Consider the following 17,065-nt stretch of genomic DNA (forward strand, 5'->3'; position numbering starts at 1 on the left):
GCTTTTCTTATATTCCTTATCAGTTGGCGTATGGGTTACGCACACCGATGTACTGCAGCGAGGTGTACTCCTCGATGCCCTCGGCGCCGCCCTCGCGGCCCATGCCGGACTGCTTGACGCCACCGAATGGGGCAGCGGCGTTAGAGATGACACCGGCGTTAAAACCCATGAGGCCAAACTCTAGGCCATCGCCCAGGCGCCACATACGGTCGGAGTCCTCCGTGAACACATAGGAGGCCAGGCCATACTCGGTGTCGTTGGCCAGTTCGATGGCCTCGGCTTCATCGCTGAAGGTAAGGATCGGCGCAACCGGTCCGAAGATCTCCTCCTGCGCCACGCGTGATTCACGTGAAACATTAGTCAGGACGGTGGGCTCGTAGAAGTAGCCAGCACCCTCACCACGGCTGCCGCCGACGAGGACTTTGGCACCCTTGGCGACGGCGTCTTCGACGAGCGCGGCGACGTTGTCCTGAGCCTTTTTCTCAATGAGCGGCCCACAGGTAACACCCTCATCCATGCCGTTGCCCACCTTGAGCTCAGAGATCTTGGCTGCAAACTTCTGTGCGAACTCTTCAGCCACGGACTCGTGCACGATAAACCGATTAGCTGCGGTGCAGGCCTCACCAATGTTGCGCATCTTCGCGCCCATCGCACCCGCTACAGCTTGATCCAAGTCTGCGTCCTCGAAGACGATGAACGGCGCGTTGCCACCGAGCTCCATGGAGGTGCGCAGAACGTTGTCCGCAGCAGCCTTCAACAAGGTCTTACCCACCGGAGTAGAGCCAGTGAAAGACACCTTGCGGAGGCGCGAGTCAGCCATGACCGGCTCAGAAATGGCGGAAGCTGACTTGCCCGCCACGACGTTCAGAACGCCCTCCGGAAGACCCGCGTCAATCATGGTCTGTGCGAAGTACTGAGCGGTCAGTGGAGTCAGCTTCGCTGGCTTGAGCACCATGGTGCAGCCCGCAGCAACCGCCGGCGCAACCTTGCGGGTAGCCATGGCGAGTGGGAAGTTCCACGGGGTGATAAGCAGGCACGGGCCCACCGGCTTACGGCGGGTCACCATCTGAAGGGTGCCCTCCGGTGCAGGCAAGCTGCGGCCATAGTCACGCACGGCTTCCTCAGAGAACCAGCGCAGGTACTCCGCGCCGTAAGTGACCTCACCGTAGGCCTCAGCCAGAGGCTTGCCCATTTCCAAGGTCATCAACGCAGCGAATTCATCCTTGCGCTCGGTAACAAGCTCGAAGGCACGACGCAGAATGTTAGAACGCTCGCGCGGGGTTGTGCGCGCCCACTCGTCCTGGACGACACAGGCGGCATCCAGCGCGGCCACGGCATCCTCCGAGTTACTCGAAGCCAATGTGGCTAGTACCTCGCCGGTGGCGGGATTCTCTACGTCGAAGGTCTCACCTGACGCAGCATCGCGCCACTGCCCGTTAATCAGCAAGCCGGTCGGAACCTTGGCCAACAGTTGCTCAACATTGATGGTCATAAAAGTTGCTAACCTTTCTTCGAGAATTTGTCCGCCAGCGTACGCGCCGCACCGGACAACAGCTGGACATCAGCTCCTACCAGCGCGAACGACGCACCTGCGTCGAGATAACGCTGCGCCTGCTCCAGATTGAAAGCGTTGACGCCCACCGGCTTGTCCGCGGCACGAACCGCATCGAAAGTACGCTGCACAGCGTCCAGCACGTCTGGATGAGCCTGCTGGCCCAGCAGCCCCATTGAGGCCGCCAGATCCGATGGGCCGACAAATACTTGGTCAACACCATCGACGGCCGCGATCTCCGCCGCGTTCTCCACAGCGGTGAAGGACTCAATCTGCACGGTTAGGCTGACGGTCTCAGCGGCCTTCTGCAAATACCCCTCCACACCATTCCAGCGGGAAGAACGAGCCAACGCACTGCCGACGCCGCGCACACCGCGCGGTGGGTAATACATTGCCGCTACAGCCTTCTCGGCCTCGGCTGCAGTATCGACCATCGGCACCATCAGATTCTGGGCACCAACATCTAGGTATTGCTTGATAAGTGCGGTGTCATTAACCGGAACACGCACCATGCGGGTTGGCCCATACGCATCCGTGGCCCGCAGCAATTCTGCGATGGTCTCCAAGCTATAAGGGGAGTGCTCACCATCAATGAGCAGCCAATCGAAACCGGCGGAAGCAACAATCTCCGCCGCCACCTGGGAGCCGGAGCAGATCCAGGCGCCGATCAAGGGGGCGTCGTCAAGCGCGCGCGTGAAGGTTGGCGGAAGTTCTACTGGAATCGGCATGTGATTGCTCCCAACTTTCCATAATCGGCGTGGACCGTATCGCCCGGCTCCACCCACATCGGCTTTGTGAAGGAACCGGCGAGGATGATGTCGCCCTTCTTCAAGGTGTCGCCGTGCGCATGCAGCTTGTTCGCCAGCCAGGCGACGCCCATCGCCGGATGGTTGAGCACCGCCGCGGCGACGCCGGTGTCTTCGATGGATTCATTGCGATAGAGGAGGGCGGAGACCCAACGGAGGTCAACGTCTTCGGGACGGACTGGGTTGCCGCCATAAACCATCGCACCGAGCGCCGCGTTGTCAGAGATGGTGTCCACGATGGTGCGGCCCTTCATCTCAATGCGGGAGGAGAGGATCTCCAAGGCTGGCACCACGTAATCGGTCGCGCGGAGCACGTCAAAGATGCTGCAGTTAGGCCCCGCCAGGTCCTCCTTGAGAACGAAGGCAAGCTCCACTTCGATGCGCACATTCGAGAACTGCGCGTGCTCGATAATGGAACCGTTCTCATAAACCTGGTCCGCAAAGATGGCACCGTAATCCGGTTCGGTAATGCCGGTTGCCTCCTGCATTACCTTGGAGGTCAAGCCAATCTTGCGGCCAACGAGGCGTCGCCCACCGGCGATGCCGCGCTTTACCCATTCACCCTGGATGGCATAAGAATCCTCCACACCCATGTCCGGGAAACGAGTGCTCAGCAGAGGAATCATCGTGCGGTCGCGCTCGGCCTGCGCTAGCTCATCCGCGATGGCTATATGTTGCTTGCTATCTAACATTGTCGCATTCCTTAGTTCGTTGTTTCACGTGAAACATGCAGAAAAGCTGGACCGCATTTCTGGGTTTTAATCAACCTTGAAATCACAGTCCAGCATCCATGAGAGCTTTAGAGCTGGTTGCCGAGCTTGAACTCGCCCTGCTTCCACTCCGGCATCTCCTCGGAGTCTTCCTTGCGGGTGTAGGAGAAGCCATCCGCTCCGATGGTCTGCGCCATCTCGGACTCATCAGTGCGCTCGACCAGCGGAACCGGATTGCCATCGAGGTCGAGGACGGTGGAGCCGTCGCGGTACCAAGAAGGAACAACCGGGGTACCCCACCAGTCGCGACGCTGATTGTCGTGGACGTCCCAGGTGACAACCGGGTTGTCTGGGTCGCCGGTGTAGTAATCCTGGGTGTAAATCTCCACGCGGTGACCATCCGGGTCACGCAAGTAGAGGTAGTAGGCATTGGAAACGCCATGACGGCCTGGGCCGCGCTCGATAGCGTCAGACTCGCGGAGAGCGCCAAGCTTGTCGCAGATGGCGATGATGTTGTGCTTTTCATGGGTCGCGAACGCGATGTGGTGCATGCGCGGGCCGTCACCACCGGTCATTGCGGTGTCGTGGACGGTCGGCTTACGGCGCATCCATGCGGCATAGACGGTGCCCTGTTCATCGCGGATATCCTCAGTGATGCGGAAGCCAAGATCCTCCATGTAATCCACGGCCTTCGGAACATCCGGGGTGATCTGATTGAAGTGATCCAAGCGAACCAACGCGCCCGGGATATGAGCGTCATAGCTCCACGCCAGACGCTCGCGGTGCTCTACCTCGTAGAAGAACTCGTATGGGAAACCGAGCGGATCCTGCACACGAACGGAATCGCCGACGCCCTTGACAAAGCCGTCCTTGTTTCGGCGAACCTCGCAGCCGCGAGCCTTGTAAAACTCCTCAGCACGGTCCAGATCTTCTGGGCTACGCACGCGGTAAGAGAAGGCCGCCACTGCCGGAACAGGCCCCTTGCGCAGCACCAGGTTGTGGTGGATGAACTCCTCATAGGTGCGCAGGTAGATTGCATTGTCATCTTCCTCGGTCACGACGAGGCCTAAGGTATCCACGTAGAACTTACGGGAAGCCTCAAGATCGGTAACAACGATCTCCATGTAGGCGCAACGCAGGATATCCGGTGCTTGAACGTTGGTCATGATGTGCTCCTTGGGTGAAAAGTAGGTGAGAGAAAAGAGATTTAGTCCTGCTTGCCGAAGACCGGATTGTGAACCTTGTCGAGGTTGATGTGGACTGCCTGCTGGTCGGTGTAGAAGTCGATGGAACGGTAGCCACCCTCATGACCCAGGCCGGAAGCCTTCACGCCGCCGAATGGGGTACGCAGGTCACGGACGTTATTCGAGTTGAGCCAGACCATGCCGGCCTCCACATTCTGTGCGAAGTTGTGCGCACGCTTGAGGTCGGAGGTCCAGACATATGCGGCCAGACCGTACTTGGTGTTGTTGGCCAGCTCGAGCGCTTCCTCGTCGGTGTCGAACGGGGTGATGGCAACGACCGGGCCGAAGATTTCTTCCTGGAAGATGCGGGCGGATGGGTCGACGTCAACGAAGACGGTCGGCTGCACAAAGTTGCCCTCTTCGAAGCCCTCTGGGCGCTCGCCGCCGGCGGCCAGCTTGGCTTCCTGCTTGCCAATCTCAATGTACGAGGTGACCTTCTCGTAGTGCTCTGGGTGAACCAGGGCGCCAACCTCGGTCTTCGGATCGGAAGGCAGGCCCACCTTTACGCGCTTGGCGACGGCGGTGTAGCGCTCAACGAACTCATCGTAAATGTCGCGCTGAACCAGGATGCGGGAGCCGGCGGTGCAGCGCTCGCCGTTCAGGGAGAACACGCCGAAGATGCAGGCGTCGATTGCGGTGTCGAGGTCCGCGTCGGAGAAGACGATGGCAGGGGACTTGCCGCCCAGCTCCATCGACAGACCCTTCAGGTGCGGTGCCGCGTTCCCGAAGATGATCTGGCCGGTGCGGGACTCGCCGGTAAAGGAGATCAGCGGGACGTCTGGGTGCTTGACCAGTGGGTCGCCCGCGTAGCCTTCCTCGCCGAAGCCGTTGACTAGGTTGAAGACGCCCTTCGGGAGGCCAGCCTCCTCAAAGATGCCTGCCCACAGCTGTGCAGAAAGCGGGGTGAACTCAGCCGGCTTCAGGACAACGGAGTTGCCGGTTGCAATTGCCGGAGCAAGCTTCCAAGATTCGAGCATGAACGGAGTATTCCACGGGGTGATAAGACCTGCGACGCCGATTGGCTTGCGGTTGACGTAGTTGATCTGGCGGCCCGGAACCTTGTAGGCGTCGTCGGCCTGCGCAACGATGAGGTCAGCGAAGAAGCGGAAGTTCTCCGCCGCGCGCTTGGCCTGGCCGTTGGCCTGGGTGATGGGCAGGCCGGAGTCGAAGGACTCCCAAGCAGCCAGCTTGTCCGCGCGGGTCTCGACAATGTCTGCGATCTTGTTGAGGACGCGAGCACGCTCGCGGGGGAGAGCCTTGGACCACTCGCCGCGCTCAAAGGCGGCGCGGGCAGCCGCAACGGCCTTGTCGATGTCGGCCGGCTTGCCGGAGGCGGCCTTGATGTAGTTCTGGTTGGTTACCGGATCCAGTACGTCGAATTCTTCGCCGTCGATGGAGGAAACGAACTCACCATCGATGTAGTGGAGGATCTTCTCTGGCAGGTCGTTTGGCTTCGCGGCGTCGTTGTTGATGCTCATGGCTTTAGGGTTCTCCTTTAAGTCTGGGTATCTAGGTTGCGTTTGCAGTGTCTGTTTCGGCGTTTTTTGCCCGATAGCTCCGGGAGGTTTGCAAGCGGTGTTCCCGTGCAACCTTTTCCACGTATGCTTCCTCGGCGCCAATCTCAATGAGGGTGACTAGCTTTTCGTGTTCTTCCACCGAGTCCAACGCCCGCTCCGGGATGTAGCGGAAGGTCGAAACGCGGTGATATTCCAGTTGGTCCCATTGCTCGTAAACCAGCTTTACAAGCCTTTCGTTGGGGCACTTGGCAAAGAGCACGCTATGAAATTCTTTGTTGAGCTTGGTGAACTCGTCTGGGTCGTGGGTGACATCAAGCTCCCGCATCTGCTGATTAAGCTCTCGCGCCTTGGCGACGTCCGCGGCTTCGAGGAAGGGAGCGGACTGGGCGGTTGCCCGGGCCTCGAGTGTGGCCACAATCTCCATGGATTCGTAGTAGGCCTCGCGGTTGTGGGTGGTTACTCGCGCGCCCACATTGCGTTCGTAGGTAACCAACCCTTCGGCCTCGAGCTGCCTGATGGCCTCGCGCACCGGCACGACGCTGACATCGAGTTCTTCTGCAATTGTTGTAAGAACCAAGCGGTGGCCTGGCTCGTATCCGCGGGTGCGGATCTGCTGGCTTATCCAGTTATATGCCTGTTGGGATTTGCTCTCCGCGAGGCTCATTGACCACCCCCATTCTTGAAGGCGAGGTAGGCCTCCTTGTTGGCGCCCTTTGGCGGGAACATCCCGTCGAGGCTTGCGCCGGCCTTGACCTGCTCGGCCACCCACTCATCCTCGTGCTCCTTGGCAAGCGCAGCGTCTGCTACCTCCTCAGCCAGCTCGCGCGGGATGGCGATGACGCCGTCGTCATCGCCGACGATGATGTCTCCCGGGATAACGGTGGCGTTGCCACAGGAAACAGCAATGTCGCTATCCCACGGAACGTGCTTGCGGCCGAGCACGCATGGGTGTGCGCCTTGGGTGAAGACGGGCAGGCCGATCTCACGGACCGCCTCGTAGTCGCGCACACCGCCATCGGTGACAACACCGGCCGCGCCGCGGGTCTTCGCGCGCAGTGCAAGGATGTCGCCTAGGGTGCCAGACCCCGGCTCCTGGCGAGCCTCGATGACGATTACTTCGCCTTCCTTCACGGTGTCGAAGACTTTCTTCTGCTCGTTGAAGCCGCCGCCGTGGCTCTTGAAGAGATCTTCGCGCCCGGCAACGAAGCGCAGGGTGCGGGCAACGCCCACCATTTTGGTGCCCGGAGTCTGTGGATAGACGCCTTCGATGACGGACTGGTTGATGCCGCGATTTCGTAACTGTGCCGAAAGTCCGGCGGTGGGCGCCTCCTCCAATTTCCGCTTCAATTCCGCGGAAAGTTCGGAGGAAGAGGAAGAGGGAAGCGGCGGAAGCCCAGCGGACTCACGGTCGCCGTAGGCATCCTCGCGCTGCTTGTCATCGACATTCGGCAGGTTGCCCAGAGCCGAATCGAAGGAAGCCGGGATTTCTACGACTGCCGTCTTAAGACGTCCGGAGGTCTCGCCACCTGGTACGTCAACCTCGACCTCGACGACATCGCCGGGCTTGATCACGGTGGAGCCCGCCGGGGTGCCCGTCAGGATAATATCGCCAGTCTCCAGAGTCATGTGCTGGGAGAGGTCCGCGACAAATTGCGCGAGAGGGAAGATCAGGTCCTTCTCAGACGAGGTACCCTCCTGCGCCAGCTCGCCATTAACCCAGGTGCGCAGGCGCAACGAGGCGGGGTCGATCGTCTGGGCGTCGATAAGCATGGGCCCAATCGGCGTATAACCATCGCGGGACTTGGAACGGGTATTAGATCCCTTATCCTGCGCGCGATAATCATAAAGACCCAGGTCATTGGAAGCAGTTACATAGGCGACATGACCCCAAGCCTCATCCAAGGTGACATTGCGAGCCGGCTTGCCAATGATGAGCGCAATCTCGCCTTCAAATGCCAACAGCTCAGTGCCCGCCGGACGCTCGACGACGCCGCCGGATTCCGCCAGGGTACTGGTCGCCTTCAGGAAGTAACTCGGGGTCTTGGGCCAGCGACCACGTTGAGCGGCACGGGACTCAAAAGCCACGTGCACGGCAATAATCTTGCCCGGTTTCTCAGGCAGAAATTGGGGTACAGCCATGAAAAATCCTTCTTTTCTCTCAAATGTTTGCCCAAATCGTATATTATCCCTACCAACGCCGCAAGTGGTTCAACTCACAATAAGTGGTTAGGTATACGACAAGCCACAACTAGAAAGGGAAAACATGTCGCAAGCAACTGCCGCCCCGACAATCACGACGGCCGAACGCCGCCGGGTTGTCGCCGCGACCACCATCGGTACCGCCATCGAGTGGTACGACTACTTCCTCTACGCCGCGGTAGCTGGCCTCGTATTCAACAAGCTCATGTTCGGCCCGCTGGAAGGCGGCCTGGCCACCATCATCTCCTTCCTTACGGTTGGCCTTTCCTTCCTCTTCCGCCCAATCGGCGCTTTCCTCGCCGGCCACTTCGCCGACCGCTTTGGCCGTCGCGTGGTTCTCATGGTCACCCTCTTTGCCATGGGCGGCGCCACCACGCTAATCGGCGTCCTGCCCACCTTCGATAGCGCTGGTGTTTGGGCGCCAATCCTGCTCATTGCCCTGCGCATCATCCAAGGAATTTCCGCAGGCGGTGAGTGGGGCAGTGCGGTGCTGATGGCGGTGGAGCACGCACCCGTCGATAAGCGCGGGCTCTATGGCGCCGGACCCCAGGTGGGCGTGCCGGCCGGCCTGCTGCTTTCCTCCGGAGTTCTTTCAATCATGAACACCATCGCGCCTGGCGACGCCTTCATGGCCTGGGGTTGGCGTGTACCGTTCCTACTTTCCTTCGTGCTGGTTTTGGTGGGGTACCTAATCCGCATGGGCGTTGACGAATCTCCAGTCTTCGAGGAAATCGCCGAGCGCCAAGAGGAAGAAACGCCACATCCTTTCGCCGTTCTGTTCAAGAAGTTTTTCCCGCTGGTCTTCACTGCGGCACTGGTTTTCGCAGGCAATGGCACCGTGGGCTACATGACCACGGGCGGCTACATCCAAAAGTATGCAACTGACCCGGACGGTCCTGTTGCGCTCGCGCGCGGCGACGTCCTGAATGCCGTCACGCTTTCCGCGTTTACCTGGGCACTTTTTACGTTGTTTGCCGGTGCCATCTCCGATCGAATTGGTCGCCGCGCGACTTATCTCATCGGCTTTATCGCTCAGGCGCTTGGCGCCGCAGCGCTTTTCCCTCTGGTTAACACTGGCGATCTCAAGCTGCTCTATCTGGCTCTGACCTCGCTAACCTTTGGCCTGGGCCTGACCTACGGCGCCCAGTCCGCCATGTATGCCGAGCTTTTCCCGGCATCCATCCGCGCCACGGGCGTTTCCATCACCTACGCCATCGGCTCGGTCCTAGGCGGAGCTTTCGCCCCGATGATTGCGGCTTCCCTGGTCGAAGCAACGGGCACCACCTTCGCGGTATCCGGCTATCTAGTCACGGCTTCGCTGGTTGGCCTCGTGTGCACCTTCATCCTCCGTGAACGCAAGGGAATCCCTCTTGGCCCAGAGCACGAAGCCGCGCAAGCGCGCGGGCACTTCATCTTCAGCAAGTAAATCCCCAGCGTTTCCACGCAAATCTGAATGCTCATTGTAGAAAATCGCGGCATCATATATGATTCCGCACATAGGACTTAGATCACACTCCCTTCATGCATTGAGTTAAGTCACCCGCATCCCATCCACTTCATCTTGGCCAACAAGGAGATCACAGTGCAGTTCCACCACAATGGTTATGTTTCCCAAGACCCCCGCGTCCTCGAGCCCGCAGGTTATGGCGTCGACCGCGCCAGCGAGCTGCCAAACACCATGGACGTTCTCATCGTGGGCTCCGGTCCGGCGGGCATGATCACGGCTGCACAGCTGGCAATGTTTCCGAGCGTCAACACTCGCATCATCGAGCGCCGCCCGCACCGCCTCATCCTGGGCCAGGCAGACGGCATCCAGTCCCGTTCCGTGGAGACTTTCCAGGCCTTCGGCTTTGCCAAGGAAATCACCGAAGAGGCCTATGAGATCACCGAGATGTCCTTCTGGAACCCGGATCCAGAAAACCGCGAGCACATTATCCGCGGCGCCCGCCCCGTCGATGACGAGGTTGGCATCTCTGAGTTCCCACACCTCATCGTTAACCAGGCCCGCGTTCTGGATTACTTCGCCCGCTTTGCCCACCGCGCCCCGGGCCGCATCGAACCAGACTATGGCTGGAAGTTCATCGAGCTCGAGGTAGGGGAGGGCGAATACCCCGTTGCCGTCAAGCTCGAAGATGAGAACGACAATCCCCGCACGGTTCACGCCAAGTACGTCGTCGGCTCGGACGGCGCCAAGTCCCGCGTGCGCAAGTCCATCGGCCGTTCCTTAAACGGCGATCAGGCTAACCACGCGTGGGGCGTCATGGACGTCGTGGTCGATACCGACTTCCCAGATTGGCGCACCAAGTGTGCCATCCACTCCAAGGCTGGCTCGATCCTCCACATCCCGCGCGAGGGCGGCTACCTCTGCCGCATCTACGTCGACTTGGGCGTCGTCCCAGAAGGTGACAACGGCAAGATCCGCGAGACGCCAATCGAGAAGATCATTGAGAAGGCCAACGAGATCTACTCTCCTTATTTCATCGATGTGAAGATGGTGGCTTGGCACTCCGTCTACGAGGTAGGCCACCGCCTGGTCGATGCCTTTGATGACAACAACGATTCCCCGCGCGTCTTCCTCACCGGCGATGCTTGCCACACCCACTCCGCGAAGGCGGGCCAGGGTATGAACGTTTCCATGCAGGATGGTTTCAACATTGGCTGGAAGCTTGGCCACGTCTTGGATGGCCGCGCCCCGGTGGAGCTACTGAGCACCTATCACGGCGAGCGCCAGCCAGCCGCACAGAACCTCATCAACTTCGATAAGGAATGGTCCACCCTCATGGCCACCCCGCCGGAGGAGCTTGAGGATCCATGCGCGGTGGAGAAGTACTACGTCGCCGCCGAGGAATTTGCCGCCGGCATGATGACCCAGTACGAGGAGAACATCATCGTCGGTGACACCCAGCATCAAGATCTCGCCACCGGCTTCCCGGTGGGCAAGCGTTTTAAGTCCTTTGAGGTTCTCCGCCGCTGCGACGCAGTTCAGCAGCACCTGGGGCACCAGCACTTCGCAGACGGCCGCTACCGCATCTACGCTTTTGCCGACGCCCCGAAGGCCGGCGAGGAATCCAAGCTCAGCGCCTGGGCCGAGCGGATGAAGGAGGTTCTGGCCAAGTTCACTCCCGCTGATGCCGACGAGAACACCTACTTCGACATCAAGGCCATCTACCAGCAGACCAACCACCACGATTACGAGATCTTGGACGCCCCGCGTCTCTTCCGCCCCCTTAACGGCAAGTTCCATATCCCCAATTGGGAGAACGTATTCAACGCCCTGCCTGGCGAGCGCGACATCTTCGACGCCCGCGGAATCTCCCGCGAGGGCGCCGTTATCATCGTCCGTCCAGACCAATACGTCGGTGCGGTACTGCCGCTTGATAACGTCGCGGCGGTCGAGGCTTACTTCGACAAGGCGCTGTTGCCAACCAAGTAAGCAACGGCTCAAAAAGCAGCCACAAACAACGTCCCGCCTAGTGTTTCACGTGAAACACTAGGCGGGACGTTTAGCGTTAGCAGCGCCTAGGAGTGCTTAGCCAGGAGCGCTTCCAGACACTCCGCGAGCGGCTGGCGGTTCAGCTCCGCTTCCTTCTCGCGGAGATCGGCAGCTTCAAATTCTAAAAGGACCTTATCCAGGACCTCGCTAGAAGATTCTTCTGGGTGCTTCAACGCGCGATAGAAAGCGGCATGCAATACGATTTGTTCCATCACCGCTATGGACTTGCCCGGAGCATATTCCGGAGCATCGGGCTCAAAGTCCCAGACCTGGACCCAGTCGAGGCCGAAGAACTTGGGACAATTTCCTTCCACGATTTCGCGGGCGAAGGTGCGGGGAAGGGCAGCGCTACGGCGGGCCGGATCGAAGATACCGAAGACTGGCTCGCCATCGTTCTCGCCAACCACGAGCCAATCGCTGCCGTGGTATTCCACCAGCGATTGGCCAAGCACAAGCTCAACCTCATCGACACTGAGCTTCGGAGCGACCTTACGGGCGAAGGCGTCGACATATGGCGCTTGCCATGTCTTGTGCTTCTTCAGCTCCTCATCGTCGCCGTGAACTTCCATGAAACGCTTGAAGGACTCGGCCGCTTCCTCACGGCGCTTGGTTAGTTGTTCCGAGTACTGTTCCTGAAGTGGTGCGAGTTTGGATTCAAGTGTGCTCATGCTCACAACCATACATCGGAGCATTCATTTTGTTCGTGCATAAAATGTGCTCGAAACCACACACGTAGCACACACTCATGCTATGGTGTGTCTCATGCAACTTCTGACCAACAAGACCCAGAACTGGTGGTGGCTCGCGTAACTGCGGGCCGGTTCACTCGAACCCAGAAGGTTTAGGCTCGCGCTATGCGGGCCTTTCGTGGTTTTATAGCCACCACGGCGCACGCGGCGCGAATCTAAAGCTTCAAAACTTTAAAAGCTACAGACAACATTTAGCCGCGAAAGGCCACCACGAATGCCACCAACCCCTACCTCCGGAACGGTCTTCCATACCGCCTCCCGAGCGATACCTTATGAGCAGGATGCATCCCTACTTTTCCAACGGCTCGCGCAGCCGAAGAATAGCCTCCTCCTAGAGGCCGCCGACATCGAGTCGAAAAAGAACCTCAATTGCATCGCAATTCTCCAGGCCGCATTGAAAGTTACCTGCCGGGGACAGCGTGTCACAGCCTCGCCACTGACTAAAGTGGGCGAGGCAATGATGGAGCGCCTCAAGGATCAGCTTGGCGAGTTCTTCGATGGCGAGGCGTTCGCTTTTAGCCTTTCCGCGAAGAGCGACGAGCGCGAGCGCCTCCGCGACGTTTCGACCGCCGCCGTACTTCGTGCCCTTCAATTAGATGCCGGATACTCCACGCCGGATGGCGCCCTTCCATTCGTCGGAGGCGGCTTTGCTTATGACTATCTCGAGACCTTCGAGAAACTGCCCGCCGTAGGGGAGGGGCTGAACGATTATCCGGATTATGAGTTTCTCGTCGCACAGACTCTCCTCACCATCGACCACGCCGCAGAGACCGCCGCGTTGCATGCGGTCGACCTGAGCGAGGAAGCGGCGTCGGCAAGCTCGGCAGAGCTCGCATCCATCAAGCCGCAAAGTCTAGAACCCGCGCCGGAACGTGATCGCCTCGTTGCGGAAGCTTCGATGCCCGACTCCAAGTTCCGCGCAATTGTGTCACAATTACAAAATAACGTGACTTCGGGGGACATCTACCAAGTGGTGCCCGCCCGCGCATTTTCCCTCGAATGCCCCGACGCCTTCGCCGCCTACCGCCAACTGCGCGAGACGAACCCTTCGCCATATATGTTCTACGTGCGCGGCGCGGACTACGAACTTTTCGGCGCCTCACCAGAATCCAACCTAAAGTTCGACGCCGCCAGCCGTGAGGTTCAGCTTTATCCCATCGCCGGCACTCGGCCGCGCGGGCTCAACAAGGATGGCAGCATCAACCACGAACTCGACATCCGCAATGAGCTCGAAATGCGCACGGATAACAAGGAAGTTGCCGAGCACACGATGCTCGTGGATCTGGCCCGCAACGATCTCGCGCGCGTGGCCGTCCCACAGACCCGCAAGGTCGCCGAGCTCCTCCAGGTGGATCGCTACTCCCGCGTGATGCACTTGGTTTCACGTGTAACCGCCACCCTCCACGAGGACTACGACGCCCTCGACGCCTATCGCGCATGCATGAACATGGGCACTCTCACCGGCGCCCCGAAGCTTCGCGCGATGGAACTCATCCGCGAAACCGAGAAAACGCGCCGCGGTTCCTACGGCGGGGCAGTGGGATACCTGAAGGGCGATGGCTCCATGGATAACTGCATCGTCATCCGCTCCGCCTACGTGAAAGGCGGGGTAGCGGTGGTTCAGGCTGGCGCCGGCGTTGTCCGCGATTCCGTGCCGCAGGCCGAAGCCGATGAAACCTTGCACAAGGCCTATGCCGTGCTGCACGCCATCGCACTCGCTCATAACGCAAAACTGGAGGTTGTCCGGTGACTCATTCCCCGCACGTGGTGCTCATCGATAACCACGATTCCTTCGTCTACAACTTGGTCGACGCGCTCGCCGGCTACCGCACGACCATCTTCCGCAATACCGTCTCGGTTGAAGAAATCCTGGCTGCGGAACCCGACATCATCTGCCTCTCCCCAGGCCCGGGCCACCCGCGCGAGGCCGGCTGCATGATGGAACTCATCGATAAGGTGCTGGGGAAGATCCCGTTGTTTGGCATCTGCCTCGGTTTCCAAGCGCTGCTGGATCACCACGGCGGCACCGTCGAGCCCTGCGGCCCGGTACACGGCAAGTCGGTCCGGATGACCCTAACTAAAGCTGGCGCGAAACATCCCATCTTCACCGGGCTCGCCGTCGACTCCGAGCCGGATAATCCGGATTACGTCGGCACCCAAGTCCCAGTGGCGCGCTATCACTCCCTGGGCTGCAAGCAAATCCCTACAAAAATGCGAGCGCTGGCTACCACCGAGACCGCCATCGGAGACGTCGTCATGGCGGCCGAGACCGAGGACCAGATGGCCTTCGGGGTCCAGTTCCACCCAGAGTCCGTACTTAGTCCCACCGGGCCCATCATGCTGGAAAGCTGCATCGAGTATTTGTCCGCGAAGTACCTATTTGGAAAGGCCAACTAAATGGAAGACAAGAACGCACTGAAGCTCCTCCAGGAGTACTTGAACACCGCCGAACCCACCCTCGAACAGGCCGGGAAGGTCTTTACTTCGCTGACCGTCGGCGAGTACGACGACATTCACATCGCCGCTTTGCTCACCCACATCCGCACCAGGGGCGAGACGCTTGCCGACGTCGCCGGTGCCGCCCATGCCTTCCTGAAGGCCGGCCGCCCTTTCCCGATCACCGGCGAGGGCCTGATGGACACCGCGGGCACCGGTGGTGACGGTGCGAATACCATCAACATCACCACCGCGGCGTCGCTAGTCGCAGCCTCCGACGGGGTGAAGATGATCAAGCACGGCAACCGCTCGGTTTCTTCCAAGTCGGGTTCGGCCGACGTCCTCGAGGCGCTGAACATTCCGCTAGACCTCAATCCAGAGCGCGCCGTGCGCCAGTTTGAGGAGTCCAACTTCACCTTCCTCTTCGCCCCAGCCTATAACCCGGCGGTGGCACACGTGCAGCCGGTGCGCAGAGCACTCGGCATCTCCACCATCTTCAACACCCTCGGTCCACTGCTTTCCCCGGGTCGCCCGGAGTTTCAGATCATGGGCATCGCCAACACCGCGCAGGGACGCCTCATCGCGGAAGTCTTCAAGGAGCTAGGCCGCACCCGCGCGTTGGTGGTCCACGGTGCGGGCACCGATGAGATTGCCGTCCACGGCACCACCCACGTGTGGGAGCTAAAGGATGGCGAGATCAGCGAATATGACGTCACGCCAGAAAGTCTCGGCATTAAACGCCACGAGCTCGCGGACCTCGTCGGCGGTGACGGCGCGGAGAATGCGCAGCTGCTTCGCGACGTCTTCGCGGGGGAGGGCAAGCCCGCACACCGCGATGCCATCGTCGCCGCGGCGGGCGCGATGTTCTATCTCTACGGCAAGACCGCAACCATCGCCGAAGGCGTCGCCCATGCGAAGGAAATCATCGACTCCGGTCAGGTGGCCGGGTGGTTGCGCACCCACGAGGAGGCCAACTATGCCTAAGCTGCCAACGGTGTTGGAAGGGATCGTCGCGGGGCGTCGCACCCATCTCGCGGAGATCCGGGAGCGCATCGCCCACGTGGATCTGGCGAAGCTGCCGAAGTCGGAGCGTTCGCTTTACGACGCCCTGGATGGCACCAATCGCTTCATCATGGAGTGCAAGTCCTCCTCACCTTCGCTCGGACTTATTCGCGAGCACTACGAGCCGGGTGCCATCGCGCGCATCTACTCCCGCTATGCCTCGGCAATTTCGGTACTGTGCGAGCCCGATAAGTTCGGCGGCGATTATGATCATCTGCAGACCGTCGCGATGTCCACACATCTGCCGGTGCTGTGCAAGGACTTCATCATCGACCCGATTCAAGTTTATGCCGCGCGCTACTACGGCGCCGACGCCATCTTGTTGATGATGTCCATCGTCGACGACGAGACCTACGCGGAGCTGAAGGCGCTCGCCGATTCTTTAGGACTGGACGTACTGACGGAGGCGATTACCAAAGAGGAGGTCGACCGCGCCGTCGCCTTCGGCGTCGACATCATCGGCATCAATAATCGGAACCTCCACGATCTGAGCATCGACCTGACGCGTTCGGAAAAGCTCGCGGAGTATGTTCCGCAAGGCAAGATCATTGTCTCCGAGTCAGGCATCCGCGCTAACCAAACGGTGCGTCGCATCGGCGGCCACGCCAACGCTTTCCTCGTCGGCTCTCAATTGACGAGCCAGCCGGACATCGACCTAGCCGCGCGCCGCCTCGTCTACGGAGACACTAAGGTCTGCGGACTCAGCACTCCTTCCGCGGCGCAGGCGGCTCGTGCGGCCGGTGCCATCTACGGCGGACTCATCTTCGAGGAGGACTCTCCGCGCAATGTTTCACGTGAAACTGCGGAACAGATCATCAGCCACGAGCCGGGGCTGCGCTACGTTGCGGTCTCGCGGCGCACCTCCAACTTCGCGGAGATTGCATTCGACGGCATCCACGCAATCCAGCTGCATGCCCCGTATCAGGGGAGCGTCGAGGCCGAGCGCGCGCTCATCGCGGAGGCCCGCAAGCATTCGAACTTTGTCTGGCGTGCCGTCGACATGACGGCGCCGGATGCCCCGGACTTGGCGCGGGCGCTTGCCGAAGACGCGGATCTCCTCGTTCTCGACACCGGCCGCGGCGGCACGGGGCAGACCTTCGATTGGTCCACGGTTCCACGTGATGTCCCGGCCCTCCTCGCTGGGGGACTCAACCTCGAGAATCTGAAGGAAGCGCTCGCCGTCGGCACCGCCGGCCTCGACCTCAACTCCGGATTGGAGACCTCCCGCGGCAAGGACTCTGGCCTCATCGCCCGCGCTTTCCAAACCATCCGCAACTACACAAAGCCCTAAATAGAC

General features: G+C 60.2%; 14 protein-coding genes. 6 read left to right on the forward strand and 8 right to left on the reverse strand.

Annotated elements, in window-relative coordinates:
* Nucleotides 1–19: 19 nt before the first annotated feature.
* The 7 genes from QKB66_RS08750 to QKB66_RS08780 all read right to left on the reverse strand — a co-directional run bounded on the left by QKB66_RS08750 (nucleotide 20) and on the right by QKB66_RS08780 (nucleotide 7,968).
* On the reverse strand, nucleotides 20–1,492 hold the full coding sequence (locus QKB66_RS08750) for an NAD-dependent succinate-semialdehyde dehydrogenase (RefSeq protein WP_414253131.1): 1,473 nt from the start codon (nucleotides 1,490–1,492) through the stop codon (nucleotides 20–22).
* An 8-nt stretch (nucleotides 1,493–1,500) separates the two neighbouring features.
* Entirely contained in the window at nucleotides 1,501–2,280 is a 780-nt protein-coding gene (locus tag QKB66_RS08755; RefSeq protein ID WP_070432459.1) for an HpcH/HpaI aldolase family protein, read from the reverse strand.
* A complete protein-coding gene (gene hpaH, locus QKB66_RS08760) occupies nucleotides 2,265–3,050 on the reverse strand; it encodes a 2-oxo-hept-4-ene-1,7-dioate hydratase (protein WP_061925411.1) in 786 nt (261 codons plus the stop codon). Before hpaH ends, QKB66_RS08755 begins: the two co-directional genes overlap by 16 nt.
* Nucleotides 3,051–3,157: 107 nt before the next feature.
* Complete coding sequence (gene hpaD, locus QKB66_RS08765) at nucleotides 3,158–4,234, reverse strand: 3,4-dihydroxyphenylacetate 2,3-dioxygenase (protein ID WP_061925414.1); 1,077 nt, start codon at nucleotides 4,232–4,234, stop codon at nucleotides 3,158–3,160.
* A gap of 41 nt (nucleotides 4,235–4,275) precedes the next feature.
* Nucleotides 4,276–5,790: a 5-carboxymethyl-2-hydroxymuconate semialdehyde dehydrogenase gene (hpaE, locus tag QKB66_RS08770; protein ID WP_414253132.1), complete on the reverse strand. Its 1,515-nt coding sequence runs from the start codon at nucleotides 5,788–5,790 to the stop codon at nucleotides 4,276–4,278.
* A 31-nt stretch (nucleotides 5,791–5,821) separates the two neighbouring features.
* A complete protein-coding gene (locus QKB66_RS08775) occupies nucleotides 5,822–6,493 on the reverse strand; it encodes a GntR family transcriptional regulator (protein WP_061925420.1) in 672 nt (223 codons plus the stop codon).
* On the reverse strand, nucleotides 6,490–7,968 hold the full coding sequence (locus tag QKB66_RS08780) for a fumarylacetoacetate hydrolase family protein (protein ID WP_414253133.1): 1,479 nt from the start codon (nucleotides 7,966–7,968) through the stop codon (nucleotides 6,490–6,492). The genes QKB66_RS08775 and QKB66_RS08780 overlap by 4 nt, the downstream gene beginning before the upstream one ends.
* Before the next feature lie 124 nt (nucleotides 7,969–8,092).
* Between QKB66_RS08780 and QKB66_RS08785 the strand changes: the two genes are divergently transcribed.
* Together QKB66_RS08785 and QKB66_RS08790 are read left to right on the forward strand one after the other, a co-directional pair.
* Nucleotides 8,093–9,454 (forward strand): MFS transporter, encoded by a 1,362-nt coding sequence (locus QKB66_RS08785; RefSeq protein ID WP_414253134.1) that lies wholly within the window; start codon nucleotides 8,093–8,095, stop codon nucleotides 9,452–9,454.
* Nucleotides 9,455–9,610: 156 nt separating this feature from the next.
* On the forward strand, nucleotides 9,611–11,461 hold the full coding sequence (locus QKB66_RS08790; protein WP_414253135.1) for an FAD-dependent monooxygenase: 1,851 nt from the start codon (nucleotides 9,611–9,613) through the stop codon (nucleotides 11,459–11,461).
* Between the two features lie 86 nt (nucleotides 11,462–11,547).
* Here QKB66_RS08790 and QKB66_RS08795 read toward each other — a convergent pair whose 3' ends face one another.
* Nucleotides 11,548–12,189, reverse strand: coding sequence for a hypothetical protein (locus tag QKB66_RS08795; protein ID WP_414253136.1), 642 nt, complete (start codon nucleotides 12,187–12,189; stop codon nucleotides 11,548–11,550).
* 295 nt (nucleotides 12,190–12,484) lie between these two features.
* Between QKB66_RS08795 and QKB66_RS08800 the strand changes: the two genes are divergently transcribed.
* From QKB66_RS08800 to trpCF, 4 genes are read left to right on the forward strand one after another with little or no spacing between them, the layout of a single operon-like run.
* Nucleotides 12,485–14,020 (forward strand): anthranilate synthase component 1, encoded by a 1,536-nt coding sequence (locus QKB66_RS08800; protein ID WP_414253137.1) that lies wholly within the window; start codon nucleotides 12,485–12,487, stop codon nucleotides 14,018–14,020.
* Nucleotides 14,017–14,667, forward strand: a complete 651-nt coding sequence (locus QKB66_RS08805; RefSeq protein ID WP_311518158.1) for an anthranilate synthase component II — start codon at nucleotides 14,017–14,019, stop codon at nucleotides 14,665–14,667. Before QKB66_RS08800 ends, QKB66_RS08805 begins: the two co-directional genes overlap by 4 nt.
* On the forward strand, nucleotides 14,668–15,690 hold the full coding sequence (gene trpD / locus QKB66_RS08810; RefSeq protein WP_248092829.1) for an anthranilate phosphoribosyltransferase: 1,023 nt from the start codon (nucleotides 14,668–14,670) through the stop codon (nucleotides 15,688–15,690). It abuts the gene before it with no gap.
* On the forward strand, nucleotides 15,683–17,059 hold the full coding sequence (gene trpCF / locus QKB66_RS08815) for a bifunctional indole-3-glycerol-phosphate synthase TrpC/phosphoribosylanthranilate isomerase TrpF (RefSeq protein WP_311518157.1): 1,377 nt from the start codon (nucleotides 15,683–15,685) through the stop codon (nucleotides 17,057–17,059). The genes trpD and trpCF overlap by 8 nt, the downstream gene beginning before the upstream one ends.
* Nucleotides 17,060–17,065 lie beyond the last annotated feature (6 nt).

It is taken from the genome of Corynebacterium sp. c25Ua_89 (assembly GCF_047459735.1).
Classification (GTDB): Bacteria; Actinomycetota; Actinomycetes; order Mycobacteriales; family Mycobacteriaceae; genus Corynebacterium; species Corynebacterium simulans.

Coding starts and splice junctions, on each gene's coding strand:
- QKB66_RS08750 (WP_414253131.1), bottom strand. CDS start 1,492: ATGACCATCAATGTTGAGCAACTGTTGGCCAAGGTTCCGACCGGCTTG.
- hpaH (WP_061925411.1), bottom strand. CDS start 3,050: ATGTTAGATAGCAAGCAACATATAGCCATCGCGGATGAGCTAGCGCAG.
- hpaE (WP_414253132.1), bottom strand. CDS start 5,790: ATGAGCATCAACAACGACGCCGCGAAGCCAAACGACCTGCCAGAGAAG.
- trpCF (WP_311518157.1), top strand. CDS start 15,683: ATGCCTAAGCTGCCAACGGTGTTGGAAGGGATCGTCGCGGGGCGTCGC.
- trpD (WP_248092829.1), top strand. CDS start 14,668: ATGGAAGACAAGAACGCACTGAAGCTCCTCCAGGAGTACTTGAACACC.
- QKB66_RS08775 (WP_061925420.1), bottom strand. CDS start 6,493: ATGAGCCTCGCGGAGAGCAAATCCCAACAGGCATATAACTGGATAAGC.
- QKB66_RS08800 (WP_414253137.1), top strand. CDS start 12,485: ATGCCACCAACCCCTACCTCCGGAACGGTCTTCCATACCGCCTCCCGA.
- QKB66_RS08755 (WP_070432459.1), bottom strand. CDS start 2,280: ATGCCGATTCCAGTAGAACTTCCGCCAACCTTCACGCGCGCGCTTGAC.
- QKB66_RS08795 (WP_414253136.1), bottom strand. CDS start 12,189: ATGAGCACACTTGAATCCAAACTCGCACCACTTCAGGAACAGTACTCG.
- QKB66_RS08785 (WP_414253134.1), top strand. CDS start 8,093: ATGTCGCAAGCAACTGCCGCCCCGACAATCACGACGGCCGAACGCCGC.
- hpaD (WP_061925414.1), bottom strand. CDS start 4,234: ATGACCAACGTTCAAGCACCGGATATCCTGCGTTGCGCCTACATGGAG.
- QKB66_RS08780 (WP_414253133.1), bottom strand. CDS start 7,968: ATGGCTGTACCCCAATTTCTGCCTGAGAAACCGGGCAAGATTATTGCC.